Origin of the sequence: Caenimonas koreensis DSM 17982 (assembly GCF_009646335.1) — a bacterium.
Classification (GTDB): domain Bacteria; phylum Pseudomonadota; class Gammaproteobacteria; order Burkholderiales; family Burkholderiaceae_C; genus Ramlibacter; species Ramlibacter koreensis.
This window is the reverse complement of the sequence record NZ_WJBU01000028.1, coordinates 21,185-40,611: the sequence shown is the minus strand read 5'-3', so window position 1 is coordinate 40,611 and position 19,427 is coordinate 21,185. Positions and strand designations below refer to the sequence as shown.

General features: G+C 62.7%; 20 protein-coding genes. 4 read left to right on the top strand and 16 right to left on the bottom strand.

Features of this window, described 5'->3' with window-relative positions; all coding sequences use genetic code 11:
* Positions 1-132 precede the first annotated feature (132 nt).
* Positions 133-459: a hypothetical protein gene (locus tag GHT07_RS20405; RefSeq protein ID WP_153586934.1), complete on the bottom strand. Its 327-nt coding sequence runs from the start codon at positions 457-459 to the stop codon at positions 133-135.
* 210 nt (positions 460-669) lie between these two features.
* Here GHT07_RS20405 and GHT07_RS20400 point away from each other — a divergent pair, with 210 nt between their 5' ends.
* Together GHT07_RS20400 and GHT07_RS20395 are read left to right on the top strand one after the other, a co-directional pair.
* The gene (locus tag GHT07_RS20400; protein ID WP_153586933.1) at positions 670-1,035 is read left to right on the top strand and encodes a hypothetical protein; all 366 of its coding nucleotides are present in this window, start codon (positions 670-672) and stop codon (positions 1,033-1,035) included.
* A gap of 203 nt (positions 1,036-1,238) precedes the next feature.
* A complete protein-coding gene (locus GHT07_RS20395) occupies positions 1,239-1,583 on the top strand; it encodes a hypothetical protein (RefSeq protein WP_153586932.1) in 345 nt (114 codons plus the stop codon).
* A 30-nt stretch (positions 1,584-1,613) separates the two neighbouring features.
* Here the strand turns inward: GHT07_RS20395 and GHT07_RS20390 are convergent, their stop codons facing one another.
* From GHT07_RS20390 to guaB, 7 genes are all read right to left on the bottom strand, one after another.
* Positions 1,614-2,528: an LD-carboxypeptidase gene (locus tag GHT07_RS20390; RefSeq protein ID WP_323741042.1), complete on the bottom strand. Its 915-nt coding sequence runs from the start codon at positions 2,526-2,528 to the stop codon at positions 1,614-1,616.
* Positions 2,525-3,898: a tRNA adenosine(34) deaminase TadA gene (tadA, locus tag GHT07_RS20385; RefSeq protein ID WP_323741040.1), complete on the bottom strand. Its 1,374-nt coding sequence runs from the start codon at positions 3,896-3,898 to the stop codon at positions 2,525-2,527. Before tadA ends, GHT07_RS20390 begins: the two co-directional genes overlap by 4 nt.
* An 8-nt stretch (positions 3,899-3,906) precedes the next feature.
* Positions 3,907-4,137, bottom strand: a complete 231-nt coding sequence (locus tag GHT07_RS20380) for a hypothetical protein (protein ID WP_153586931.1) — start codon at positions 4,135-4,137, stop codon at positions 3,907-3,909.
* 1 nt (position 4,138) lies between these two features.
* Entirely contained in the window at positions 4,139-4,756 is a 618-nt protein-coding gene (locus GHT07_RS20375) for an FMN-binding negative transcriptional regulator (RefSeq protein ID WP_153586930.1), read from the bottom strand.
* Positions 4,757-4,778: 22 nt separating this feature from the next.
* On the bottom strand, positions 4,779-5,702 hold the full coding sequence (locus GHT07_RS20370) for an adenylate/guanylate cyclase domain-containing protein (RefSeq protein ID WP_153586929.1): 924 nt from the start codon (positions 5,700-5,702) through the stop codon (positions 4,779-4,781).
* A gap of 67 nt (positions 5,703-5,769) precedes the next feature.
* Positions 5,770-7,392: a glutamine-hydrolyzing GMP synthase gene (gene guaA / locus GHT07_RS20365; protein ID WP_153586928.1), complete on the bottom strand. Its 1,623-nt coding sequence runs from the start codon at positions 7,390-7,392 to the stop codon at positions 5,770-5,772.
* Between the two features lie 25 nt (positions 7,393-7,417).
* Entirely contained in the window at positions 7,418-8,890 is a 1,473-nt protein-coding gene (guaB, locus tag GHT07_RS20360) for an IMP dehydrogenase (protein ID WP_153586927.1), read from the bottom strand.
* Between the two features lie 103 nt (positions 8,891-8,993).
* On the opposite strand from guaB, the gene GHT07_RS20355 reads away from it, so the two are divergent.
* Complete coding sequence (locus tag GHT07_RS20355) at positions 8,994-9,536, top strand: DUF4124 domain-containing protein (protein ID WP_228488467.1); 543 nt, start codon at positions 8,994-8,996, stop codon at positions 9,534-9,536.
* Positions 9,537-9,586: 50 nt separating this feature from the next.
* Here GHT07_RS20355 and GHT07_RS20350 read toward each other — a convergent pair whose 3' ends face one another.
* Both GHT07_RS20350 and GHT07_RS20345 read right to left on the bottom strand, forming a co-directional pair.
* Entirely contained in the window at positions 9,587-9,922 is a 336-nt protein-coding gene (locus GHT07_RS20350; protein WP_153586926.1) for an RnfH family protein, read from the bottom strand.
* A complete protein-coding gene (locus GHT07_RS20345) occupies positions 9,915-10,355 on the bottom strand; it encodes a type II toxin-antitoxin system RatA family toxin (protein ID WP_153586925.1) in 441 nt (146 codons plus the stop codon). Before GHT07_RS20345 ends, GHT07_RS20350 begins: the two co-directional genes overlap by 8 nt.
* 59 nt (positions 10,356-10,414) lie before the next feature.
* Between GHT07_RS20345 and smpB the strand changes: the two genes are divergently transcribed.
* Positions 10,415-10,891 carry an SsrA-binding protein SmpB gene (smpB, locus tag GHT07_RS20340; protein ID WP_153586924.1) on the top strand — a complete coding sequence of 159 codons (477 nt, stop codon included), beginning with the start codon at positions 10,415-10,417 and terminating at the stop codon, positions 10,889-10,891.
* 8 nt (positions 10,892-10,899) lie between these two features.
* Here smpB and GHT07_RS20335 read toward each other — a convergent pair whose 3' ends face one another.
* The 6 genes from GHT07_RS20335 to nusA form a co-directional block, all read right to left on the bottom strand.
* Positions 10,900-11,784 carry a DMT family transporter gene (locus GHT07_RS20335; protein WP_228488466.1) on the bottom strand — a complete coding sequence of 295 codons (885 nt, stop codon included), beginning with the start codon at positions 11,782-11,784 and terminating at the stop codon, positions 10,900-10,902.
* 25 nt (positions 11,785-11,809) lie between these two features.
* Complete coding sequence (gene typA / locus GHT07_RS20330; protein ID WP_153586923.1) at positions 11,810-13,639, bottom strand: translational GTPase TypA; 1,830 nt, start codon at positions 13,637-13,639, stop codon at positions 11,810-11,812.
* Positions 13,636-14,604: a tRNA pseudouridine(55) synthase TruB gene (gene truB / locus GHT07_RS20325; RefSeq protein WP_407646671.1), complete on the bottom strand. Its 969-nt coding sequence runs from the start codon at positions 14,602-14,604 to the stop codon at positions 13,636-13,638. Before truB ends, typA begins: the two co-directional genes overlap by 4 nt.
* A gap of 66 nt (positions 14,605-14,670) precedes the next feature.
* Entirely contained in the window at positions 14,671-15,039 is a 369-nt protein-coding gene (gene rbfA, locus GHT07_RS20320; protein ID WP_153586921.1) for a 30S ribosome-binding factor RbfA, read from the bottom strand.
* A gap of 1 nt (position 15,040) precedes the next feature.
* Positions 15,041-17,905 (bottom strand): translation initiation factor IF-2, encoded by a 2,865-nt coding sequence (gene infB, locus GHT07_RS20315; RefSeq protein WP_153586920.1) that lies wholly within the window; start codon positions 17,903-17,905, stop codon positions 15,041-15,043.
* 23 nt (positions 17,906-17,928) lie between these two features.
* Entirely contained in the window at positions 17,929-19,425 is a 1,497-nt protein-coding gene (gene nusA / locus GHT07_RS20310; protein WP_153586919.1) for a transcription termination factor NusA, read from the bottom strand.
* Between the last annotated feature and the right edge of the window lie 2 nt (positions 19,426-19,427).

Sequence of the window (19,427 nt, the reverse complement as noted above, 5' to 3'; positions counted from 1 at the left end):
TCGCAGATTTGAAAGTGAACAGGAAAGTCAATGAAATCAACGATCTACCAACACCACCTCCGCGCCAGTGCTAGCTTTTCGTACCGTCACTTATTGCACTGAAAACGAGGAGACCCCCTGTCCCGCAGGCCGCTAGCGGCGTGCTTCGGCCTTCTCCTCTTGCCTGCGCTTGTATTCGGATAGCGCAAGTTGCTGCGCCGTGAGCTCTTGCGATGCCTTGAAGAACTCATAAAACTCATACGCTTCCCTGCGGAACGTGTCTTCATCGCCGGCCCACTTGATCTTCAGGCGCTCCACATCGGCGGGCGGCAGCGTGAGGATCTGCTCGTCTGTAGCGAGCGGTGTCCACTCAGGGGGTTTTTTCGGTGTGCCTGCTGCCATCCTGGCCCGGAAAGTGGCGACTGCATCGGGTTGCGCCACCAGCGGGCCAGAGCCTGTGTCGGCGCTGGGGCTGCTCATGGGCTGGAGGTTCACGGATTTCACGCTCATCTGAATTCGAAATCGGAGTTGAGGATCAATTTGAGGACTAATGTACGTAACGGCGCCAGATCATTAGTTCCTTCCGACCAAGTCTTGGCAGGCTGTCTCAATTGCTTACATCGAGTACTGCCCGCGCAGGTTCCGCGATAACTTCAGCCCTTTCCATTGACCCACCCGCGATCCCCCACGATGCACAAATGCTCCATTGCAAGCCCGCTCTCGATAGCCATTGCCATTGCCGCCGGCGTCGCACTGGTCGGGTGCTCAACGCCCAACACGTACCTTGTCTATCGCGATGCCAAGGGCGCACCCGACATGCAGGTCGACTACCCGAACTCGGGCTTTTGCAAGCAGGTGGAGGCAGTGGCAGCAGGCAACGTCAAATGCGAGGGCCGCTCTGTCGCAAGTGAGCTGGGCGCCACCGCCACGCTGTACTACGACCCGCCGGGGCTGAACGTCACTGCGCACTACCCGAACATGTCGAGCTGTGAACGCGCGAATTCGCGCATGGCGATGGGCGTGAAGCTTTTGAAGCGTTGCGCTCCCAAAGGATGACCGATCTTCATGACCGTTCTTAGCGAAAAGGCCTCATTGCGACACAACCGCATAAATCGCATCACGATTCGTTACCAAGCTATTGATTCGAATGTTGTTAATTCGTTAACTTGGTCACGACGCTGACTTGCACTCTTCGCACACTGGGCATAACTTCAATCCTCTGCTGAGGCAATTTCGAATCAGCGGTCCAAAAGTAAACCATGCGTTGGCTCAAACCGAATCTCAGGAACAGTCTCTACGGCTTGCTCGGCAATCCGGTGACGCCTTCGGACTCGGTGCTCGAAACAGGCACTGAAGATATTCGCGAATGCATGCTCCAGGCGCTGGGGGAATCCGGCTCCCGGCACTTTCCTCAGCTGACGCGCCGGATTCGCTACGCCAATGACATTCAGGCACTGTGGTACCTGCGCGGTGACTTGATGGCCGCGCTCGCATCCATGCATGGCGAGGTCAAGGCGCGCGAGAAGATCGCATCCATCACGGCCCAGTTCCAGGGCTTGTTGCCTGGCGGCATGGGTTCCCGCCCCAGCCCGCTCGTGGGCTGACCCCCCTGCTCTCCGCTAGCGCCACAGCCACTAGTGCTGGTGGCCCCACAGCACAAAAGCATCACGCCCCTGCACCGCTAGATTGACCTGCGCGCCCACTGGTAGCGAGACCTTGGTGGGCACATGACCGAACGGCAGATTCGTCAACACGGGCGCTTTGACCTGCGCGCGCAACCAGTCGAGCACCGTCTTCAGTTTGAAGCCGCGGTCATGCGGGTAAGACTTGTAGTTCGTGAAGTGGCCCACCAGGATGGCGCGCTGCCGCTTCAGCACGCCTGCGTACAGCAGCTGCGTCAACATCCGTTCGACACGATAGGGGTGCTCGGAAACGTCTTCGATGAACAGGATTCCGTTGGGCACGTCGGGCAGCCAGGGCGTTCCGACAAGTGACGAGAGCATGGCCAGGTTGCCGCCCCACAGCTGGCCCTTCAGGTTGAGCGGCTGCTCGATGGCTTCTGCAGCGGGCAGCCGCCAGCCCGCGCCCTCCCCCCGACCCGTCACCAGGTCTTCGAAGCAGTCCAGCATGATGTCGTCAGGCTCGCCTTCGACACCCAGGTCTTCACCAAGCGCAGGGCCTGCCCACGTGGTCTCGCCGGACTTGGCGAGCACAGCGCACTGGAAGGCAGTGAAGTCGCTCAGGCCCACGAACTTCGTGCCGCCGCGGATGGCTTTGGCGACCGCCTTGTAGTTGATGCCGGGCAAGATCCGCGTGAGCCCATAGCCGCCTCTTGTGATGAGCGCAACGTCGGCGCCGCTTGCGGCTGCCCGGTGGATGGCGGCGAGGCGCGTCTCGTCGTCGCCCGCAAAGCGCATATGGGAAGCGAGCGCCGCTTCGTCGAGCTCGACCTCATGGCCGAGTGACTTCAGGCGTGCGACGCCGCGCCGGATCGCTGCCTTGTCGCGAACGGCACTCGACGGCGAATAAACGTAGATATGTTGTTTCACCGGCGGAAGTATCCCACCGCAGCACGCGCAATTTCCTCGCCATGCTCCTGCACGAAGTGACCGCCCTGCTCGACCAGCATGGGCTCAGGGCAACCCTTGATCGATTCGCGCAACGCCTGCATCGCCGGCGGGCCGAGCACCGGGTCCTGCACGCCGACGGCCATGAAGCTGCGGCCCGCCCACTGCGTTGACCAGAATTCGCGAGCCACTTGCGAGATGGCAGCGCCATCGGAATCAGCATGCTCGGGCACCATCGGCGGAAACATCCGCAACGCGGCGCGATGCCCGCGATCGGGAAAGGGGGCGTTGTACGCGGCGCACTCAGCTTCACTCATTTGCGGGTTGCCACGCGCAAAAAGGCGTGCGACATCGAATTCAGGGTTCTTCGCGCACATGGCCCGCCATGCGAGGAAGCCCGGGCTGAGCGCAGCGTCACCTGTGGCCAGCGTTGTGTTCATCACGAGCAATCCGTCGTAGCGCCCGGGCGCTTCCATCGGCAAGGTCAGGCCCAGGATTCCGCCCCAGTCCTGCACGACGAGAATCACGTTGCGCAGGTCGAGCCGCTCGACAAACTCAAGCAGCACCTGGCGGTGCCAGCTGAATGAGTGGGCCGCGTCTTTTTTCGGCTTGTCGCTCTTGCCAAAGCCGATCATGTCGGGTGCCACCACCCTGTCGCCCGCTTCAAGAAACACGGGGATCATCTTGCGATACAGGTAGCTCCACGCCGGGTTGCCGTGCAGGCACAGCCATGTGCGCTTGGCGTCGGCACGACCCTCATCAAGGTAATGCATGCGCAGCCCGGCGAGCGAAGGCAGGTCCGACACATAGTGCGGCTTCCATGGATAGCCGGGCAGATTCTCAAAGCGCTCCTGCGGCGTGCGCAGGGCGTCGTCGCGCAGGGGTTGGGCCACTGCACGGTCTTGTTCGCGGCGCTGCTTGAAGAATCCGCCGAGCATGCCGGCACATTCGCTGTCGAGTACGCCGCCAGTCACCTTCGTCTGGTGATTGAGCTGCGCGTTCGCAAACAGGTCAACAACTGAGCCAGCCGCACCGGTCTTGGGGTCTGCAGCGCCGTACACCACGCGGTCAAGCCGCGCGTGGAGCATGGCGCCCGCGCACATCGAGCAGGGCTCCAGCGTGACGTACAGGGTGCAACCATCGAGCCGGTAGTTGCCCAGCAAGGCAGCCGCCTGGCGCAGCGCAGCGATCTCGGCATGTGCACTTGGGTCGTGTGTGCCGACGGGGGCGTTATGGCCAGAGGCGATCACCGCGCCGTCTTTCACCACCACCGCGCCCACGGGAACCTCGCCTGCCGCAAGCGCCCTGCCCGCTTGCTCGAGCGCCAGGCGCATGTAGTGGCTGTCGTCCACGCGAGGCCTTATTTCTTGTCTTCGTCGGCTGGCATCGGGCGCGCCTGTTGCACCGCGCCTTCGACAGCCTGCTTGACCTGGTTCACCTGCTGCTGGGGCGTGCCCGTGGGCGCCGTCACGCCGCTTGACGTGACGGGCGCAGCAGCGGGTGCACCGCCCACACCCAGCTGCTTTTTGACGAGCACGCCGATGATCAGCACCACCACCAGCAGGCTCAAGACACCAAACACAGCGCGCATATCAGGCTCCCATTCCGAGTCGATCCATCCACACGGCGAGTTCGCGCTCGTGCGCGTTGCCCACCGAATAGCTTGCCTTCAATTTTGCGTGCGATTCGGGGCGGTGCTGGTTGATTTTCAGCTTGCACTCCCACTCCTTCACACGCAGCTCCAGGCCAACGATGCCGGCCAGCATCTTGTGCTGGTACTCCTCGCCCAGGCCGCGCCACTGGTCGGCATAAGCGGGTTCGTGATCGCCGATCAGCTTCTTGAGCAGCACGTCTTTTTCGCCGGGTTCTTCCACCAGGCGAGCCTCGACTTTGCAATGCACGGCCAGGTAGTTCCAGCTCGGTACGCGAGCCAGGTCGGGGTAAATTTGCGGCGACAAATACGCGTGCGGGCCGAGAAACGTGACGAGCGCCTGGGGCCGCGCGCGCAGGTAACGCCAGTGCGGGTTGGGTTTGGCGCAGTGAGCCCAGAGCACGAATTCGCCATCGTTGGTGGCCAGGTGCATTGGCAGGTGCGTGACGAACGGAAAGCCCGCATCGTCGGTGGATACAAGGCTCGCAAATGCAATGCGCGTCATCAGCTCCGCGGCGATGGCGGCGTCTGTGGATTTGAAATGAGGCGGCTGGTACATGAGGGCAATTGTGCCCGCAGCTCTACTGTCCGGCACGCGTCCTGAAGCTGATTGTCGGCGCCGTGAAATCGTCGAATGGGGCACCCAGCGCAATATCGCCGCTGTCGGCAAGCACGCAATCATCGCGACGCAATGCCAGCTCGGTTGTATTGCCGCCAAAGCGCACCCACGTGCCGTAGCTGCTCAAGTCGGTGAGCACAAAGTTGCCCTGGCGCCAGCTGATGCTCGCATGCAGGCGTGATACGCGCTGGTCGTTCACCATGAATTGCGCCTGAGCGTCGCGTCCGAGGTGAATGGGCAGTTTGTTGATGCCGAACCGCAATTGCTGGTCGAGCCACGACAGTTCTATGCCGCCCGCCGTGGGTTGAACGGGCTGTATGCGATGCAGTGGCGCCGCGGGAACGGTGAGATGCGTGGTGTGTACGTCTTGTTGCCACTCGACGCGGTGCATGGCGGCCGGGCCGCTCTTGCCGCGAATGGGCACTGCACCCAAACTCAAAAATCGCACGCCTGCCCGCGGGTTCTCGCATTGCCGCACGACCGATTCAGTGGTCCAGATCTGGTCCGCGCCCGACAGGTCCGACAGGCGCGCGGCGACATTGACTGAGTCGCCGTAGCAATCGCCATCGACCTCAACGACCTCGCCTGCCGCGACGCCGATCTGCAAGCGCATGCGCGCCTGGCTGGGCCACTCGCGCAGGCGTTCGGCATGGGTGCGTTGCATGGCCACTGCTGCATCAACGGCGGTAACACCGTCCGGGAATAGCGCGAGAACACCGTCGCCGAGCATCTTGATGACACGTCCGCCGTGTTGTGTGCAGACGGTGCCCATCCAGTATGTGAGCGAGGTGACTGCCTTCGTCGCGAGTTCATTGCCGAGCGCTTCAAATACGCCCGTGCTGCCACTCAGGTCGGCGAACACGACCGTGGTTTTGCTGCCCGTCATGGCGGGGCTCCTCCCTGTTGGTACGCGGCTCGACGGCCGCGATGCCCAAGCCGCTAATGCGATGCGGCTATTCCCATTCGATGGTGGCTGGCGGCTTGCTGCTCACGTCATAGGTCACGCGGTTGATCCCGCGAACCTCGTTGATGATGCGGCCCGACACTTTCTTGAGCAGCGCGTACGGCAGCTCGGCCCAATCAGCTGTCATGAAGTCACTCGTCTGCACAGCGCGCAGGGCGACCACGTAGTCGTACGTCCTGCCATCACCCATCACGCCGACGCTCTTGACGGGCAAGAACACCGTGAAAGCCTGGCTCGTGAGGTCGTACCAGCTCTTGCCGCTGGCCGGGTCGATGAAGTTGCGAAGCTCCTCGATAAAGATCGCGTCGGCGCGGCGAAGCAAATCGGCGTATTCCTTTTTCACTTCGCCCAGGATGCGAACGCCCAGGCCAGGCCCCGGGAACGGATGGCGATAGACCATCTCATGCGGCAGGCCCAGTGCAACGCCGAGCTCGCGCACTTCGTCCTTGAACAGGTCGCGCAGCGGTTCGAGCAGTTTCAATCCGAGCTGCTCGGGCAGTCCACCCACGTTGTGATGGCTCTTGATCGTGACGGCCTTCTTGCTCTTGGCGCCGCCTGACTCGATCACGTCCGGGTAGATCGTGCCTTGTGCGAGCCACTTCGCGCCTTTGTGTGCGCCGTCCAGCCCGGCTTTCAAACGAGCTGCTTCGGCCTTGAAGACTTCGACGAACTCGCGGCCGATGATCTTGCGCTTGGCCTCGGGCTCGCTCACGCCCGCCAACTTCGACAGGAACGCATCGCTTGCGTCAACGCGGATCACCTTTGCGTGCAGCTTGCCGGCGAACATGTCCATGACCATGTCGCCCTCGTTCAGGCGCAGCAGGCCGTGATCGACGAAGACGCACGTCAGCTGGTCACCGATGGCACGGTGAATCAGCGCAGCCGCTACCGATGAATCGACACCACCTGACAGGCCGAGGATCACTTCCTCATCACCGACTTGTTTGCGGATCAGCTCCACTGCTTCCGCGATGTGGTCGCGCATCACCCAGTCAGGCTTGACGCCGCAGATGCCGAGCACGAAGCGTTCAAGAATCGCCCTGCCCTGCTGTGTGTGCGTGACTTCGGGGTGGAACTGCACGGCGTAGAACTTGCGCTCCTCGTCCGCCATGCCGGCGATGGGGCAGCTCTCGGTCGAGGCCATCAGCTTGAAGCCCGGCGGCAGTTCCGTGACCTTGTCGCCATGGCTCATCCACACGTTGAGCATGCCGGCGCCGTCGTCCGTCGTGAAGTCGGCAATGTCTTTGAGCAGCGCCGTGTGGCCGCGCGCACGCACGGCAGCAAAGCCGAACTCGCGCTTGTGGCCACCTTCGACTTTGCCGCCGAGCTGGTGCGCCATGGTTTGCATGCCGTAGCAGATGCCCAGCACCGGCACACCCAGCGTGAACACGGCGGCGGGCGCCTTGTCGGTGGTGTCTTCGTACACGCTGGCGTGGCTGCCGGAGAGGATCACGCCCTTGAGCTGCCCGTCCGACGCGTATTCGCGAATCCAGTCGTCAGTGACATCGCACGGATGCACTTCGCAGTACACGTGTGCTTCGCGGACGCGCCGCGCGATCAATTGGGTGACTTGCGAGCCGAAATCGAGGATCAGGATTTTCTGGTGTTGCATGTGGGGCGGCGAAGAGTTGTTCAGATCATTCCGCCCGGTAGTTCGGGGCTTCCTTGGTGATCTGCACGTCGTGCACGTGACTCTCGCGCATGCCCGCCGATGAAATCTCGACAAACTCGGCTTTGGACCGCATTTCCTCGATGGTGGCGCAGCCGCAATAGTGCATCGACGCACGCAAGCCGCCGGCCATCTGGAACACCACGCCGACCATCGAGCCCTTGTAGGGCACCTGGCCTTCGATGCCTTCGGGCACGAGCTTGGCCGTGTTGGGGTTGCTGCCGGCGTTGTCTTCCTGGAAGTACCGGTCGGCAGAGCCCTGCTGCATGGCGCCCAGCGAGCCCATGCCGCGATAGCTCTTGTAAGTGCGGCCCTGGTAGAGAATCGTCTCGCCGGGAGCCTCTTCGGTACCTGCGAAGGCGCCGCCCATCATCACGGAGTCCGCGCCCGCTGCGATCGCCTTGGCAAGATCGCCCGAGAACCGCACGCCGCCATCGGCGATAAGCGGGACGCCAGAGCCCTTGATGGCATTGGCCACCTGGTCGATCGCGAAGATCTGCGGCACGCCCACTCCGGTGACGATGCGCGTGGTACAGATGGAGCCAGGGCCGATACCGACCTTGACCGCATCGGCGCCGGCTTCCACCAGCGCACGAGCTGCCGTGCCAGTGGCGATGTTGCCGCCGATCACGTCGATCTGGGGATAGTTCTGCTTGACCCAGCGCACGCGATCAATCACGCCTTTGCTGTGGCCGTGGGCGGTGTCGACAACGATTGCATCAACGCCTGCCTTGACCAGCGCCTCAACGCGCTCCTCAGTGCCTTCGCCCACACCGACAGCAGCGCCAACGCGCAGGCGCCCGGATGCGTCACGCGCGGCATTCGGAAAGCTCGTCTGCTTGGTGATGTCCTTGACGGTAATCAGGCCCTTGAGCACGAAGTCGTCGTTGATGACCAACAGCCGCTCGAGCTTGTATTTGTTCAGCAGCGCTTTCGCTTCACTGGGCGACGTGCCTTCGCGCACGGTGATCAGCCGCTCGCGCGGGGTCATGATCTCGCTCACGGGTGCGTCATAACGCGTTTCGAAACGCAGATCGCGCCCGGTGACGATGCCCACTACGCGGCCGCCATCCACGACAGGAAAGCCGGAGATGCCCAGTTGCTCCTGCATGGCGATGACCTGCCGCACAGAGTGCGTCGGGGTGATGATGACGGGGTCGCGCAGCACACCCGATTCATAGCGCTTGACGCGCGCGACTTCGGCAGCTTGCTGCTTGGCGGTGAAGTTCTTGTGGACGATCCCGATGCCGCCTTCTTGCGCCAGCGCAATGGCCAGGCGAGCTTCCGTCACGGTGTCCATGGCTGCGGACACAAGCGGCAAGTTCAGGGTGATGTTGCGGGAGAGACGGGTCGCGAGGGACGTGTCCTTAGGCAGGACTTGGGAGAACGCTGGCACCAGCAACACATCGTCGAAGGTGAGCGCTTTTCCTAAAAGGCGCATGTCAAAGCTCCAAAAAACGGATTGTACTCGCGCGTTTCTCGGTACTTTCCCTCAATGGTCACGCGCGCAGCCACCAGTGGTTACGAATTGCCCGCTGGCCTGCATGGAAGGCCAGCGCTACACTTATCCGATGAAACCGATTCGTGCCGCGCTCCTCGCCCTCGCCTGTGCCATGCCCGCGCTGGCCTTAGCGCAGTGGATGTGGGTCGACAACTCGGGCCGCAAGGTGCTGTCCGACCAGCCTCCGCCGATGGATATTCCCGCCAGGAACATCCTGCGCCAGCCCGGCGTGCGGGCCGCACCGGCGTCCGAGACGGCGCCTGCTGCCTCGCAGGCCGTAGCCGCCAAACCCGAACTCGCCGCCAGCCGGGCCGTGGGCAAGGACAAAGATCTCGAGGCAAAGAAGAAGGCCGCCGAGGCGGCTGAAGACGAGAAGGCCAAAGCCCGCGAGGAAGAGAACAACAAGATCCGCGCCGAGAACTGCAGCCGCGCCAAGCAGGCCAAGGTGCAGATGGATTCGGGCACGCGGATCGCACGCACCAACGCCAAGGGCGAGCGCGAAATCCTGGACGACGCGGCGCGCCAGGTGGAAACCAAGCGGATCGAAGGCATCATCGCCCGCGAATGCGCCGCCAAGCAGGGGTAGGTCTTCAAAGGGCTGGTTCTTTGAACCACTAGCTTTTGAATGAGCGACGGCTAGTAGCCGGCCTTCGCGCCCACCCTGCGCTGCGCAAAAAGCCCCGCGGCTCGCGCACCCTGTTTTCGGAATCGCTCGCGCCGCGCGACCTTCGGATCGACCGTGAGTGGCCGGTAGGCCTCGACCCGATCGCCATCGCGCACCTCGCGGTCAAGGCGGCACTTGCGGCCCCAGATGCCGACGCCGACAGGCTCCAGAAGCGCAGCACCCGACAGCAGCCCGCTCGCACGCAGCGCCTCGAGCACGGTCGCGCCTGCTTCCATGTCGCCTTTCCATTCGAGTACGTGCCGCGGTTGCGGTGACCAGATGACCTCGATGCGCACGCGCTCAGCCATGCACGACCTCGGCGCGCTTGACGAACGCATCGACCAGGCTGCCCGCGATCTTGTCGAAGACTGGCCCGACCAGCGTGCGCAGCGCCGCGTTCTCGAAACCGTACGTCAGGAACAGCTCGACCTTGCAGGCGCGCTCCTGCGGCTCGCCCACCGGGCTGAACTTCCACTGGCCGTCGAGTTGCGAGAACGGGCCGTTGACCAGCTTGATGTTGACCTCGCGGCCGGGTACGTGTTCGTTGTGTGTCTCGAATGTCTGGCGGATACCGCTGAACGCGATGCCGATCTGTGCTTCCATCGTCGTCTCGGTCTGCGAGAGCACGGACGCCGTGTCGCACCAAGGCAGGAACTCGGGATACCGTGCCACGTCGGTGACCAGGGCGAACATTTCGTCTGCGCTGAACCAGAGAAGAACGGATTTATGAACAGTTTTCATGGAAGAATGCAGGCCGCCTCGGCATTGTAGATATGGCCGCGCGCCCTCATCTGTCAGCCATGGCCTCGAACAAACCCGATACATCCAGCCGCATCGCGGACAACAAGAAAGCTTCCTTCAACTACTCCTTCGAGGAGCGGTTCGAAGCCGGCATGGTCCTGCAAGGCTGGGAGATCAAGGCATTGCGCGAAGGCAAAGTGCAGCTGACGGATGGCTACGTCGTGATCAAGAACGGCGAACTGTACGTGATCGGCTGCCAGATCAATCCCCTGAAGACCGCATCGACGCACGTCTCGCCCGACTCCGTGCGCACCAAGAAACTGTTGATGCACAAGGACGAGATCCGCAAACTCATCGGCAAGGTCGAGCAAAAGGGCTACACGCTCGTGCCGATCAACCTGCACTGGAAAGGCGGCCGTGTGAAGTGCGAGATTGCGCTGGCCAAGGGCAAGGGCGAGCACGACAAGCGCAACACGATCAAGGACCGGGAAGGCAAGCGCGAAGTCGAGCGACTGATGAAGTCGAGCAAGCGCTGAGCCTGGTGTCAGGCTTGTTCATGCCAGCCCGCGAGCTGGTTCAAGGCGAGCGCGCCGACGACCAGCGCGCCCCCCGCGAGCACATTGACTTCCGGCTTCTCGCCCGCGCCCAGCCAGGCCAGCGCGATGCCGAAGATGATCTCCAGCAGCCCGAGTAGCGACACTTCTGGCGCCTGCAGCACGCGTGCGCAAATCACCGAAAGCACACACGGAATGGCGAGCTGTACGACGCCCAGCAGCGCCAGCAAACCGATGTCGTTTGCCGTCGCCGAAAACGGCAGGGCCAGCGGCAAGGTGACCGCCGACGAAATCATGGCCCCGACGAGCACGCACGGCACCAGGTCGAGCTTTTCGCCGGACGTCTGGCTGCGCTGCGTGACCGTCCATTGAACGGCTCCGGCAATCGGCACACAAAGCGCCACCAGCGAGCCCAGCAAGACGCCCTGGGCGCCCAGACTCACCTGGGAGCCGTACATCCATCCGATACCGATACCTGCGACGACGATGGCCACCCACGTCCTGCGCGGCAGGCGATGCCCAATGAAAATCCGTGTGATCAGTGCTGTCAGAAGCGGGCCCAGCGCGAGCGTGATGAGCACGTTGGCCACTGTCGTGATCGTCAATGCCACCATGAACGCGGTGAACATCACGCCCCAGCACAGGCCGGACAACCAGAAGTAAGGGCTGCGCCAATGGATGCGCCTGAACACGCCCGCGCCCTGCCACACCGGCAGGATCACGAGCAGCGCCACCATGGTGAAGAAGCTGCGCCAGAACGTGACTTCAAAGCTGCGCGCGTGTTCGAGGTGCCGCGTCACCACACCGGCGATCGACCACATCAAGGTGACGATCACCATGAGCCAGGCGGCTTGGCCTGGACGCAGGGAAGTCATCGCAACACGAGAGGAGCGCGGAGGTTCACGATTCCCTGGAGGCGCGCTTGCGCTCGTGTTCCTTCAGGTGGCGTTTGCGCAGGCGAATGCTCTTGGGCGTGATTTCGACCAGCTCGTCGTCTTCGATGAATTCCACGCCGTACTCCAGCGTGAGCATGATCGGCGGCGTGATCTTGATTGCGTCTTCCTTGCCGCTCACGCGGAAGTTGGTTAGCTGCTTGGTACGGGTGGCGTTTACCACCAGATCGTTGTCACGGCTGTGGATGCCCACGATCATGCCCTCATACACCGGGTCATTCGCGCGAACGAACATGCGGCCGCGGTCATCGAGCTTGCCGAGTGCGTAGTTGAAGATTTCGCCGTCGTCCATCGAGATCAGCACGCCGTTCTTGCGGCCACCGATGTCGCCCTTGTGCGGCTCGTAGCTGTCGAAAATGTTCGAGATCAGGCCCGAACCGCGCGTCAGGTTCAGAAATTCATTCGTGAAGCCGATCAGGCCACGCGCCGGAATGCGGTACTCAAGGCGCACACGGCCCCGACCGTCCGGCTCCATGTTCACCAGGTCGCCCTTGCGCTCGCCGAGCGCCTGCATCACGCCGCCCTGGTGCTGCTCTTCGATATCGACCGTCACCATTTCGATCGGCTCGTGACGCTCGCCGTTCACTTCCTTGAACACCACGCGCGGCTTCGACACAGCCAGCTCGTAGCCTTCACGGCGCATGTTTTCCAGCAGGATCGTCAGGTGCAGTTCACCGCGGCCCATCACCTCGAACACGCCCTCTTCGTCCGTCTCGGCAACGCGCAGTGCGACGTTCGATTGCAGTTCTTTTTGCAGGCGGTCCCAGATCTGGCGGCTGGTGACGAACTTGCCTTCGCGACCGGCCAGCGGGCTGGTGTTCACGCAGAAGTTCATCGTGAGCGTCGGCTCGTCCACCTTGAGCATCGGCAGCGGCGAAGGATTGAGCGGATCGGTGATAGTGACGCCAATACCGATGTCGTCCATGCCATTGACCAGCACGATGTCGCCCGGGCCTGCCTCTGTCACTTGTACCCGGTCGAGGCCGCGGAACGTCAACACCTGGTTGACCCGGCCCTTCTTCGAGAAGCCATCCGGGCCTTCCATCACGAGCACTTCCATACCGGGGCGCACGGTACCTGCGTTCACGCGGCCCACGCCAATGCGGCCGACAAAGCTTGAGAAGTCCAGCGCGGAAATCTGCAGTTGCAGCGGCGCATCGGGCTCGCCTTCGTGCGGCGGCACGTGGGAGAGGATCGTATCGAACAGGGCCGACATGTCCGGGCCCCATTGCTCGCCCTGCCCGCCCTCTTCCAGCGAGCTCCAGCCATTGATGCCCGAGGCGTACACGACGGGGAAGTCGAGCTGCTCGTCAGTCGCGCCGAGCTTGTCGAACAGGTCGAACGCTGCATCAACCACGTATTGCGGGCGCGAGCCCGGCTTGTCGACCTTGTTCACCACCAGGATCGGGCGCAGGCCGAGGGCCAGGGCCTTCTTCGTGACAAAGCGCGTTTGCGGCATCGGGCCTTCCTGCGCGTCGATCAGCAGCACCACGCTGTCAACCATCGACAACGCGCGCTCGACTTCACCGCCAAAGTCCGCGTGGCCGGGCGTGTCGACGATGTTGATGTGCGTGCCCTTCCAGCTCACGGCGCAGTTCTTGGCCAGGATGGTGATGCCGCGCTCGCGTTCGATCGCGTTGTTGTCCATCACCGTGTCCACGACTTTTTCGTGTTCGGCAAAGGTGCCTGACTGGCGCAGGAGCTGGTCGACCATGGTGGTCTTGCCATGGTCGACGTGCGCGATGATGGCGATGTTGCGGATTTGCTTGTTGGTCATGTGATGCTTTCGAGAATCTGTGCAACTTCGGGCGGGCTCAAGAGCCGGCCGGGGATGAGTTCACCGCCTTTGATATGGGCGGTGCCAAGGAGAGCCGTCGGCTCCGATCCAAAGACGGCGACGTGTTCGTTGTCCTTCCAGTCGCCCCTGCGGCGCAGGCCACTGAGGAACCGGCCTGCATTGTCAGCGTCGAGCGTGACGCGCGTGTGATCGGGCAGCAAGGCGTTGACCGGGCGGAGCGCGGCGATCCGTTCCTGTTCGGTGAGCGCCTCGAACGCTTCGAGCGTGACGCACTGCGACACATCGAAGTGCCCAGTGGCCGTACGACGCAGCGCAGTGAGATGGCCGCCGCAACCCAGCGCCTGGCCGATCTCCTCGCCAAGTGTGCGTATGTACGTGCCCTTACTCACTTTTGCGCGCATCAGCACCGAGTCGCAGCTGCCAGGCACGAATTGCAGTACGCACTCATAGACAAGTACATCGCGTGCTTCGCGCTCGACTTCTTCGCCGGCGCGTGCGTATTCGTAAAGCGCCTTGCCGTCTTTCTTCAGCGCGCTGTACATGGGGGGAACCTGGCGCATCGGGCCTGTAAATTTCGCGGCCACGGAGGCAAGCTGCTCCGGCGTGATGGGCGGGACGTCGTGTGTTGCGACGACTTCACCTTCTGCGTCACCCGTCGATGTCTGGACGCCCAGGCGGATCGTCGCTTCGTAGGTTTTGTCAGCATCGAGCTGCAGCTGGCTGAACTTGGTGGCGGCACCAAAGCAAAGCGGCAAGACGCCCGTCGCCAGCGGATCAAGCGTGCCGGTGTGGCCCGCCTTTTCGGCGCGTAGCAGCCACTTCGCCCGTTGCAATGCGTTGTTGCTGGACAGTCCCAGCGGCTTATCGAGCAACAACACCCCATGCACAGGGCGCCGCTGCACCCTGGTGCGTGGCGCAGGAACAGCGCCCCCACGGTCTTTCACTGCGTGTAAATCCCTGCCCCCCAAGGGGGCCTTCGCACCTTGGGGCGGCCCGGCGTTGCTCACGGTTCAGTCGTCTTTGACGCGAGAGGAAACGGCGCGTGCAATCAGCGCGTTCATGTCAGCGGCTCGTTCCGTCGTGCGGTCGAACTGGAAATGCAGTGTGGGCACCGTGTGGATATGCAGGCGCTTGAAAAGCCCATTGCGCAGAAAGCCGGCTGCTTGGTTGAGCGCAATCTCGCATTCCTTCGGGTCGCCAACGAGCACGCTGAAGAAAACTTTCGCATGCGCGTAGTCGGGTGTGACCTCGACAGCCTGAATCGTGCACATCCCCACGCGCGGGTCTTTCAACTCGCGCGCGATCAGCTCCGTCAGGTCGCGCTGAATCTGATCAGCGACCTTGAAGGAGCGATTGGGATTGGCAGCCTTCTTCACCATCTCACAGCGTCCGGGCGATTTCCTTGATCTCGAAGAACTCCAGCTGGTCGCCGATGGCAATGTCGTTGTAGTTCTTGAGCTTGATACCGCACTCGAAGCCTTCCTTGACCTCGCGGACGTCTTCCTTCATGCGCTTGACCGAGTCGATCTCGCCCGTGTAGACGACGACGTTGTCGCGCAGCAGGCGGAAGTGCGCCGAGCGGTTGACCATGCCGGAGGTGACCATGCAGCCCGCGACCGTACCGATCTTGGAGGCAACGAACACCGTGCGGATTTCGGCCGTGCCGATGACTTCTTCGCGCTTGTCCGGAGCCAGCATGCCCGACATCGCGACCTTCAGTTCATCCACAGCGTCGTAGATGATGCTGTAGTAGCGGATGTCGACGCCGTTGCCTTCGGCCAGCTTGCGCGCACCAGCATCGGCCCGCACGTTGAAGCCGATGATCACGGCCTTGGAGGCGATCGCCAGGTTCACGTCGGATTCGCTGATCGCGCCCACGGCGGAATAGACCAGCTGCACCTTCACTTCTTCGTTCGACAGCTTGAGCAGCGACTGGCCCAGTGCCTCTTGCGAGCCCTGCACGTCGGCCTTGATGATGATCGGAACCATCTTCACTTCGCCGGCGGTCATGTCGCTGAACATGTTTTCCAGCTTGGACGCCTGCTGCCTTGCGAGCTTCGTGTTGCGCACCTTGCCGGCACGGTAGGTCGAGATTTCACGGGCACGACGCTCGTCGGTCATGACCATGAACTCGTCGCCAGCCTGCGGCACTTCAGTCAAGCCCTGGATTTCCACCGGGATGGACGGGCCTGCCGATTTGATCGACTTGCCGTTCTCATCGAGCATGGCGCGCACGCGCCCGTACGTCTGGCCGGCAAGCACCACATCGCCTGTCTTCAAGGTACCCGACTGCACGAGCACCGTGGCGACGGGGCCGCGACCCTTGTCGAGTTGTGCTTCGATCACGAGACCCTTGGCCAGCGCGTCGACCGGTGCCTTCAACTCAAGCACTTCAGCCTGCAGCAGCACTTGTTCGAGCAGCGCGTCAATGCCCGCGCCGGTCTTGGCCGAGACGGGCACGAACGGCGATTCGCCACCGTACTCTTCTGGCACGACCTGCTCAGCCACCAGTTCCTGCTTCACTCGGTCGAGGTTGGCGTCGGGCTTGTCGATCTTGTTGATGGCCACGACGATAGGGACACCGGCAGCCTTGGCATGCTTGATGGCTTCCTTCGTCTGGGGCATCACGCCGTCATCGGCGGCAACCACCAGAATGACGATGTCAGTGGCTTGCGCACCGCGGGCGCGCATGGCGGTGAACGCCTCGTGGCCTGGCGTGTCGAGGAAGGAGATGATCCCGCGCTCGGTCTGCACGTGGTACGCGCCGATGTGCTGCGTGATGCCGCCTGCCTCGCCAGCCGCCACCTTGGCGCGGCGGATGTAGTCCAGCAGCGAGGTCTTGCCGTGGTCGACGTGACCCATGACGGTGACGACCGGCGCACGCGGCAGTGACTCTGCCTGCTGCGCGCCAACGTCTTCTTCCGTGAAGGCTTCCGGATCGTCCAGCGCTGCCGTCAGCGCCTTGTGGCCCATTTCCTCGACGACGATCATCGCCGTGTCCTGGTCGAGCGGCTGGTTGATGGTGACCATCTGGCCCATCTTCATCAGCGCCTTGATCACTTCGGATGCCTTCACGGCCATCTTGTGCGCCAGCTCGGCAACCGTGATCGTCTCGGGAACGTGCACTTCAAGAATGCGCGTCTCGGCCGGTGCGGCTTGGGCATGGTCATCGCGATGGTCGCGGTCGTTGCCGCGGCGCCCACGCGGGCCTCCACGCCAGCTGTTGCGGCCCACACCACCCGTGGCGTCGCCGCGGGTCGGGATGGCCTTCTTCTTGGCGGGGTCGCCTGCCCAGCTGGACGACAGCTTGGCAGACTTGACTTCCTTGTTCGCGCCAGGACCAGCTCCTGGTGCGGGGGCCCCGGGTGCAGGGCGGCCTGTGCCAGTTCCGACTGCAGGCTTGTGCAGCGTGCCCTTGGCAGCAGGCTTGGCCGGGTCCGGCTTGGCGACGGGCTTTTCAGGCGCCTTGTGCGGCACCAGCACCTTCTTGGGCGCCGACATCATCGAGCGGATGGCGGCAGCTTCGGCTTCAGCCTTGCGGCGGCGATCGCCCAGGTCGGCAGCACGGGCGGCTTCTTCAGCAGCACGCGCCTTGGACTCGGCTTCAGCCTTTTCACGTGCTTCAGCCTGGGCCGCTGCGCGCTCATCGGCCGAGCGCTTTGCCTCGACTTCGGCCTCTTCCTTGTTGGCGCTGGCCTCAGCCTTCTTCTGGTCTTCAGTTGCGGCGTAGCTGGCTGCGCGTTCGGCGGCCTCGCGCTCGCGACGCTCAGTCTCTTCGCGCAGACGGCGCTTCTCGGCCAGGTCATCTTCCTGGCGGCGGATCAATTCAGCCTGGCGGCGTGCTTCTTCTTCGCGGCGTGCCAGCTCAGCGTCGTCGATCGACGGTGCCGAAGGTTGTTGAACCTCAGGCTCTGGTGCTTCGACAACAGCGGTGTCACCGCCCTCGTCACGCTTGATGAACGTGCGCTTCTTGCGAACTTCCACCTGGATCGTGCGGGCTTTGCCGGAGGCATCTGCCTGCTTGATCTCTGTCGTCGACTTCTTGGTCAACGTGATCTTTTTGCGCTCGGCCGCGACGGTGCCGTGGCTGGCCTGCAGGTACCCAAGCAGCTTTTGCTTGTCGGCCTCCGAGATGACGTCAGACGGTGTGGACTTGGCCACTCCGGCGCTGCGCAATTGCTCAAGCAGCGTGTCGGTGGATTTTTTGAGTTCGTTGGCAAACTCGGCGACGGTGGTACTGGACATGTGTTTGGTTGCCTTCCATCACATCACGCTTGGGCCGCGGTGGCGCTGGTAAACCAGTGCTCGCGAGCCTTCATGATCAGGGCTTTGGCTTCATCGGCGGATTGCGCCGTGATTTCGGTCAATTCATCGACGGCCAGGTCGGCCAGGTCGTCGCGTGTGTGCACGCCGTTTTCGGCGAGCTTGGCAATGAGTTGCGGGTTCAGGCCTTCGAGGTCACGCAGGTCCTGCGAAACTTCCTCGACGCTCTCTTCGCGGGCGATCTCCATCGTCAGCAGCGCATCCTTGGCGCGGGTGCGAAGCTCGTTCACGGTGTCTTCGTCGAACGACTCGATTTCCTGCATTTCCTGGATCGGAACGTAGGCGACTTCTTCCAGGCTGGTGAAGCCTTCGGAGATCAGGATGTCGGCGATTTCTTCGTCGACATCGAGCTTTTCCATGAACAGGGCGCGGATGCCGCTCGACTCTTCAGCCTGCTTCTGGGCCGATTCGTTCGCGTCCATGATGTTGATCTTCCAGCCCGTCAGGTCGGAAGCCAGCCGCACGTTCTGGCCGCCGCGGCCAATGGCGATTGCGAGGTTTTCCTCATCGACCACTACATCCATCGCGTGCTTTTCTTCATCGACGACGATGGACGACACGTTGGCCGGAGCCAAGGCGCCAATCACGAACTGAGCGGGATCTTCAGACCAGAGCACGATGTCGACGCGTTCGCCGGCGAGCTCGTTGGTCACGGCGTTGACGCGTGTGCCGCGAACGCCAACACAGGTGCCGATCGGGTCAACACGCTTGTCGTGCGAGAGCACCGCAATCTTGGCGCGTGAGCCGGGGTCGCGTGCGCAGCTCTTGATTTCAAGCAGGCCCTGTTCAATCTCGGGCACTTCCTGGCGAAACAGCTCGATCATGAATTCAGGTGCGGAGCGCGACAGGATGATTGGTGCGCCGCGCAGCGTCAGGTCGACTTCCATGATCATGGCGCGCACACGGTCGCCATTGCGCAGGTTTTCCTTCGGGATCATCTCGCCGCGGCGAAGGCGCCCTTCGACGCGGCCGCTCTCCACGATGATGTCGCCCTTGTCCATGCGCTTGACGGTGCCCACGAAGATCTTGTCGCCGCGCGACATGAAGTCGTTGAGTAGCATTTCGCGTTCAGCGTCACGGATCTTTTGCAGGATGACTTGTTTGGCTGCCATCGCGCCGATACGGCCGATGGGCACGGAAGGCACGCCCTCCTCGATGTATTCGCCCTCTTCGATGTCCTCGATGCGCTCCCTGGCGTCCATCAGGAGCTCTTCGGCGTCGGGGTTCTGCAGGCCAGCGTCGTCAGGCACCACGAGCCAGCGGCGGAAGGTTTCGTATTCGCCGCTGTCGCGATCGACCGATACGCGGATGTCCACGTCGCCTTCGTAAAGCTTCTTGGTGGCCTGCGCCATCGCTGCTTCCACCGCGCCGAACACGACGTCACGCTCGACGTTCTTTTCGCGGGAAATAGCCTCCACCAACATCAACAATTCGCGATTCATGG

Excerpts from the sequence above, each read along its gene's own strand:
- smpB (WP_153586924.1), top strand. The coding sequence starts at position 10,415 with ATGGCCTCGAACAAACCCGATACATCCAGCCGCATCGCGGACAACAAG.
- typA (WP_153586923.1), bottom strand. The coding sequence starts at position 13,639 with ATGACCAACAAGCAAATCCGCAACATCGCCATCATCGCGCACGTCGAC.
- infB (WP_153586920.1), bottom strand. The coding sequence starts at position 17,905 with ATGTCCAGTACCACCGTCGCCGAGTTTGCCAACGAACTCAAAAAATCC.
- GHT07_RS20395 (WP_153586932.1), top strand. The coding sequence starts at position 1,239 with ATGCGTTGGCTCAAACCGAATCTCAGGAACAGTCTCTACGGCTTGCTC.
- GHT07_RS20345 (WP_153586925.1), bottom strand. The coding sequence starts at position 10,355 with ATGAAAACTGTTCATAAATCCGTTCTTCTCTGGTTCAGCGCAGACGAA.
- nusA (WP_153586919.1), bottom strand. The coding sequence starts at position 19,425 with ATGAATCGCGAATTGTTGATGTTGGTGGAGGCTATTTCCCGCGAAAAG.
- GHT07_RS20400 (WP_153586933.1), top strand. The coding sequence starts at position 670 with ATGCACAAATGCTCCATTGCAAGCCCGCTCTCGATAGCCATTGCCATT.
- rbfA (WP_153586921.1), bottom strand. The coding sequence starts at position 15,039 with ATGGTGAAGAAGGCTGCCAATCCCAATCGCTCCTTCAAGGTCGCTGAT.
- GHT07_RS20355 (WP_228488467.1), top strand. The coding sequence starts at position 8,994 with ATGGAAGGCCAGCGCTACACTTATCCGATGAAACCGATTCGTGCCGCG.
- GHT07_RS20375 (WP_153586930.1), bottom strand. The coding sequence starts at position 4,756 with ATGTACCAGCCGCCTCATTTCAAATCCACAGACGCCGCCATCGCCGCG.
- guaB (WP_153586927.1), bottom strand. The coding sequence starts at position 8,890 with ATGCGCCTTTTAGGAAAAGCGCTCACCTTCGACGATGTGTTGCTGGTG.
- guaA (WP_153586928.1), bottom strand. The coding sequence starts at position 7,392 with ATGCAACACCAGAAAATCCTGATCCTCGATTTCGGCTCGCAAGTCACC.
- GHT07_RS20335 (WP_228488466.1), bottom strand. The coding sequence starts at position 11,784 with ATGACTTCCCTGCGTCCAGGCCAAGCCGCCTGGCTCATGGTGATCGTC.
- GHT07_RS20380 (WP_153586931.1), bottom strand. The coding sequence starts at position 4,137 with ATGCGCGCTGTGTTTGGTGTCTTGAGCCTGCTGGTGGTGGTGCTGATC.
- GHT07_RS20350 (WP_153586926.1), bottom strand. The coding sequence starts at position 9,922 with ATGGCTGAGCGCGTGCGCATCGAGGTCATCTGGTCACCGCAACCGCGG.
- GHT07_RS20370 (WP_153586929.1), bottom strand. The coding sequence starts at position 5,702 with ATGACGGGCAGCAAAACCACGGTCGTGTTCGCCGACCTGAGTGGCAGC.
- GHT07_RS20405 (WP_153586934.1), bottom strand. The coding sequence starts at position 459 with ATGAGCAGCCCCAGCGCCGACACAGGCTCTGGCCCGCTGGTGGCGCAA.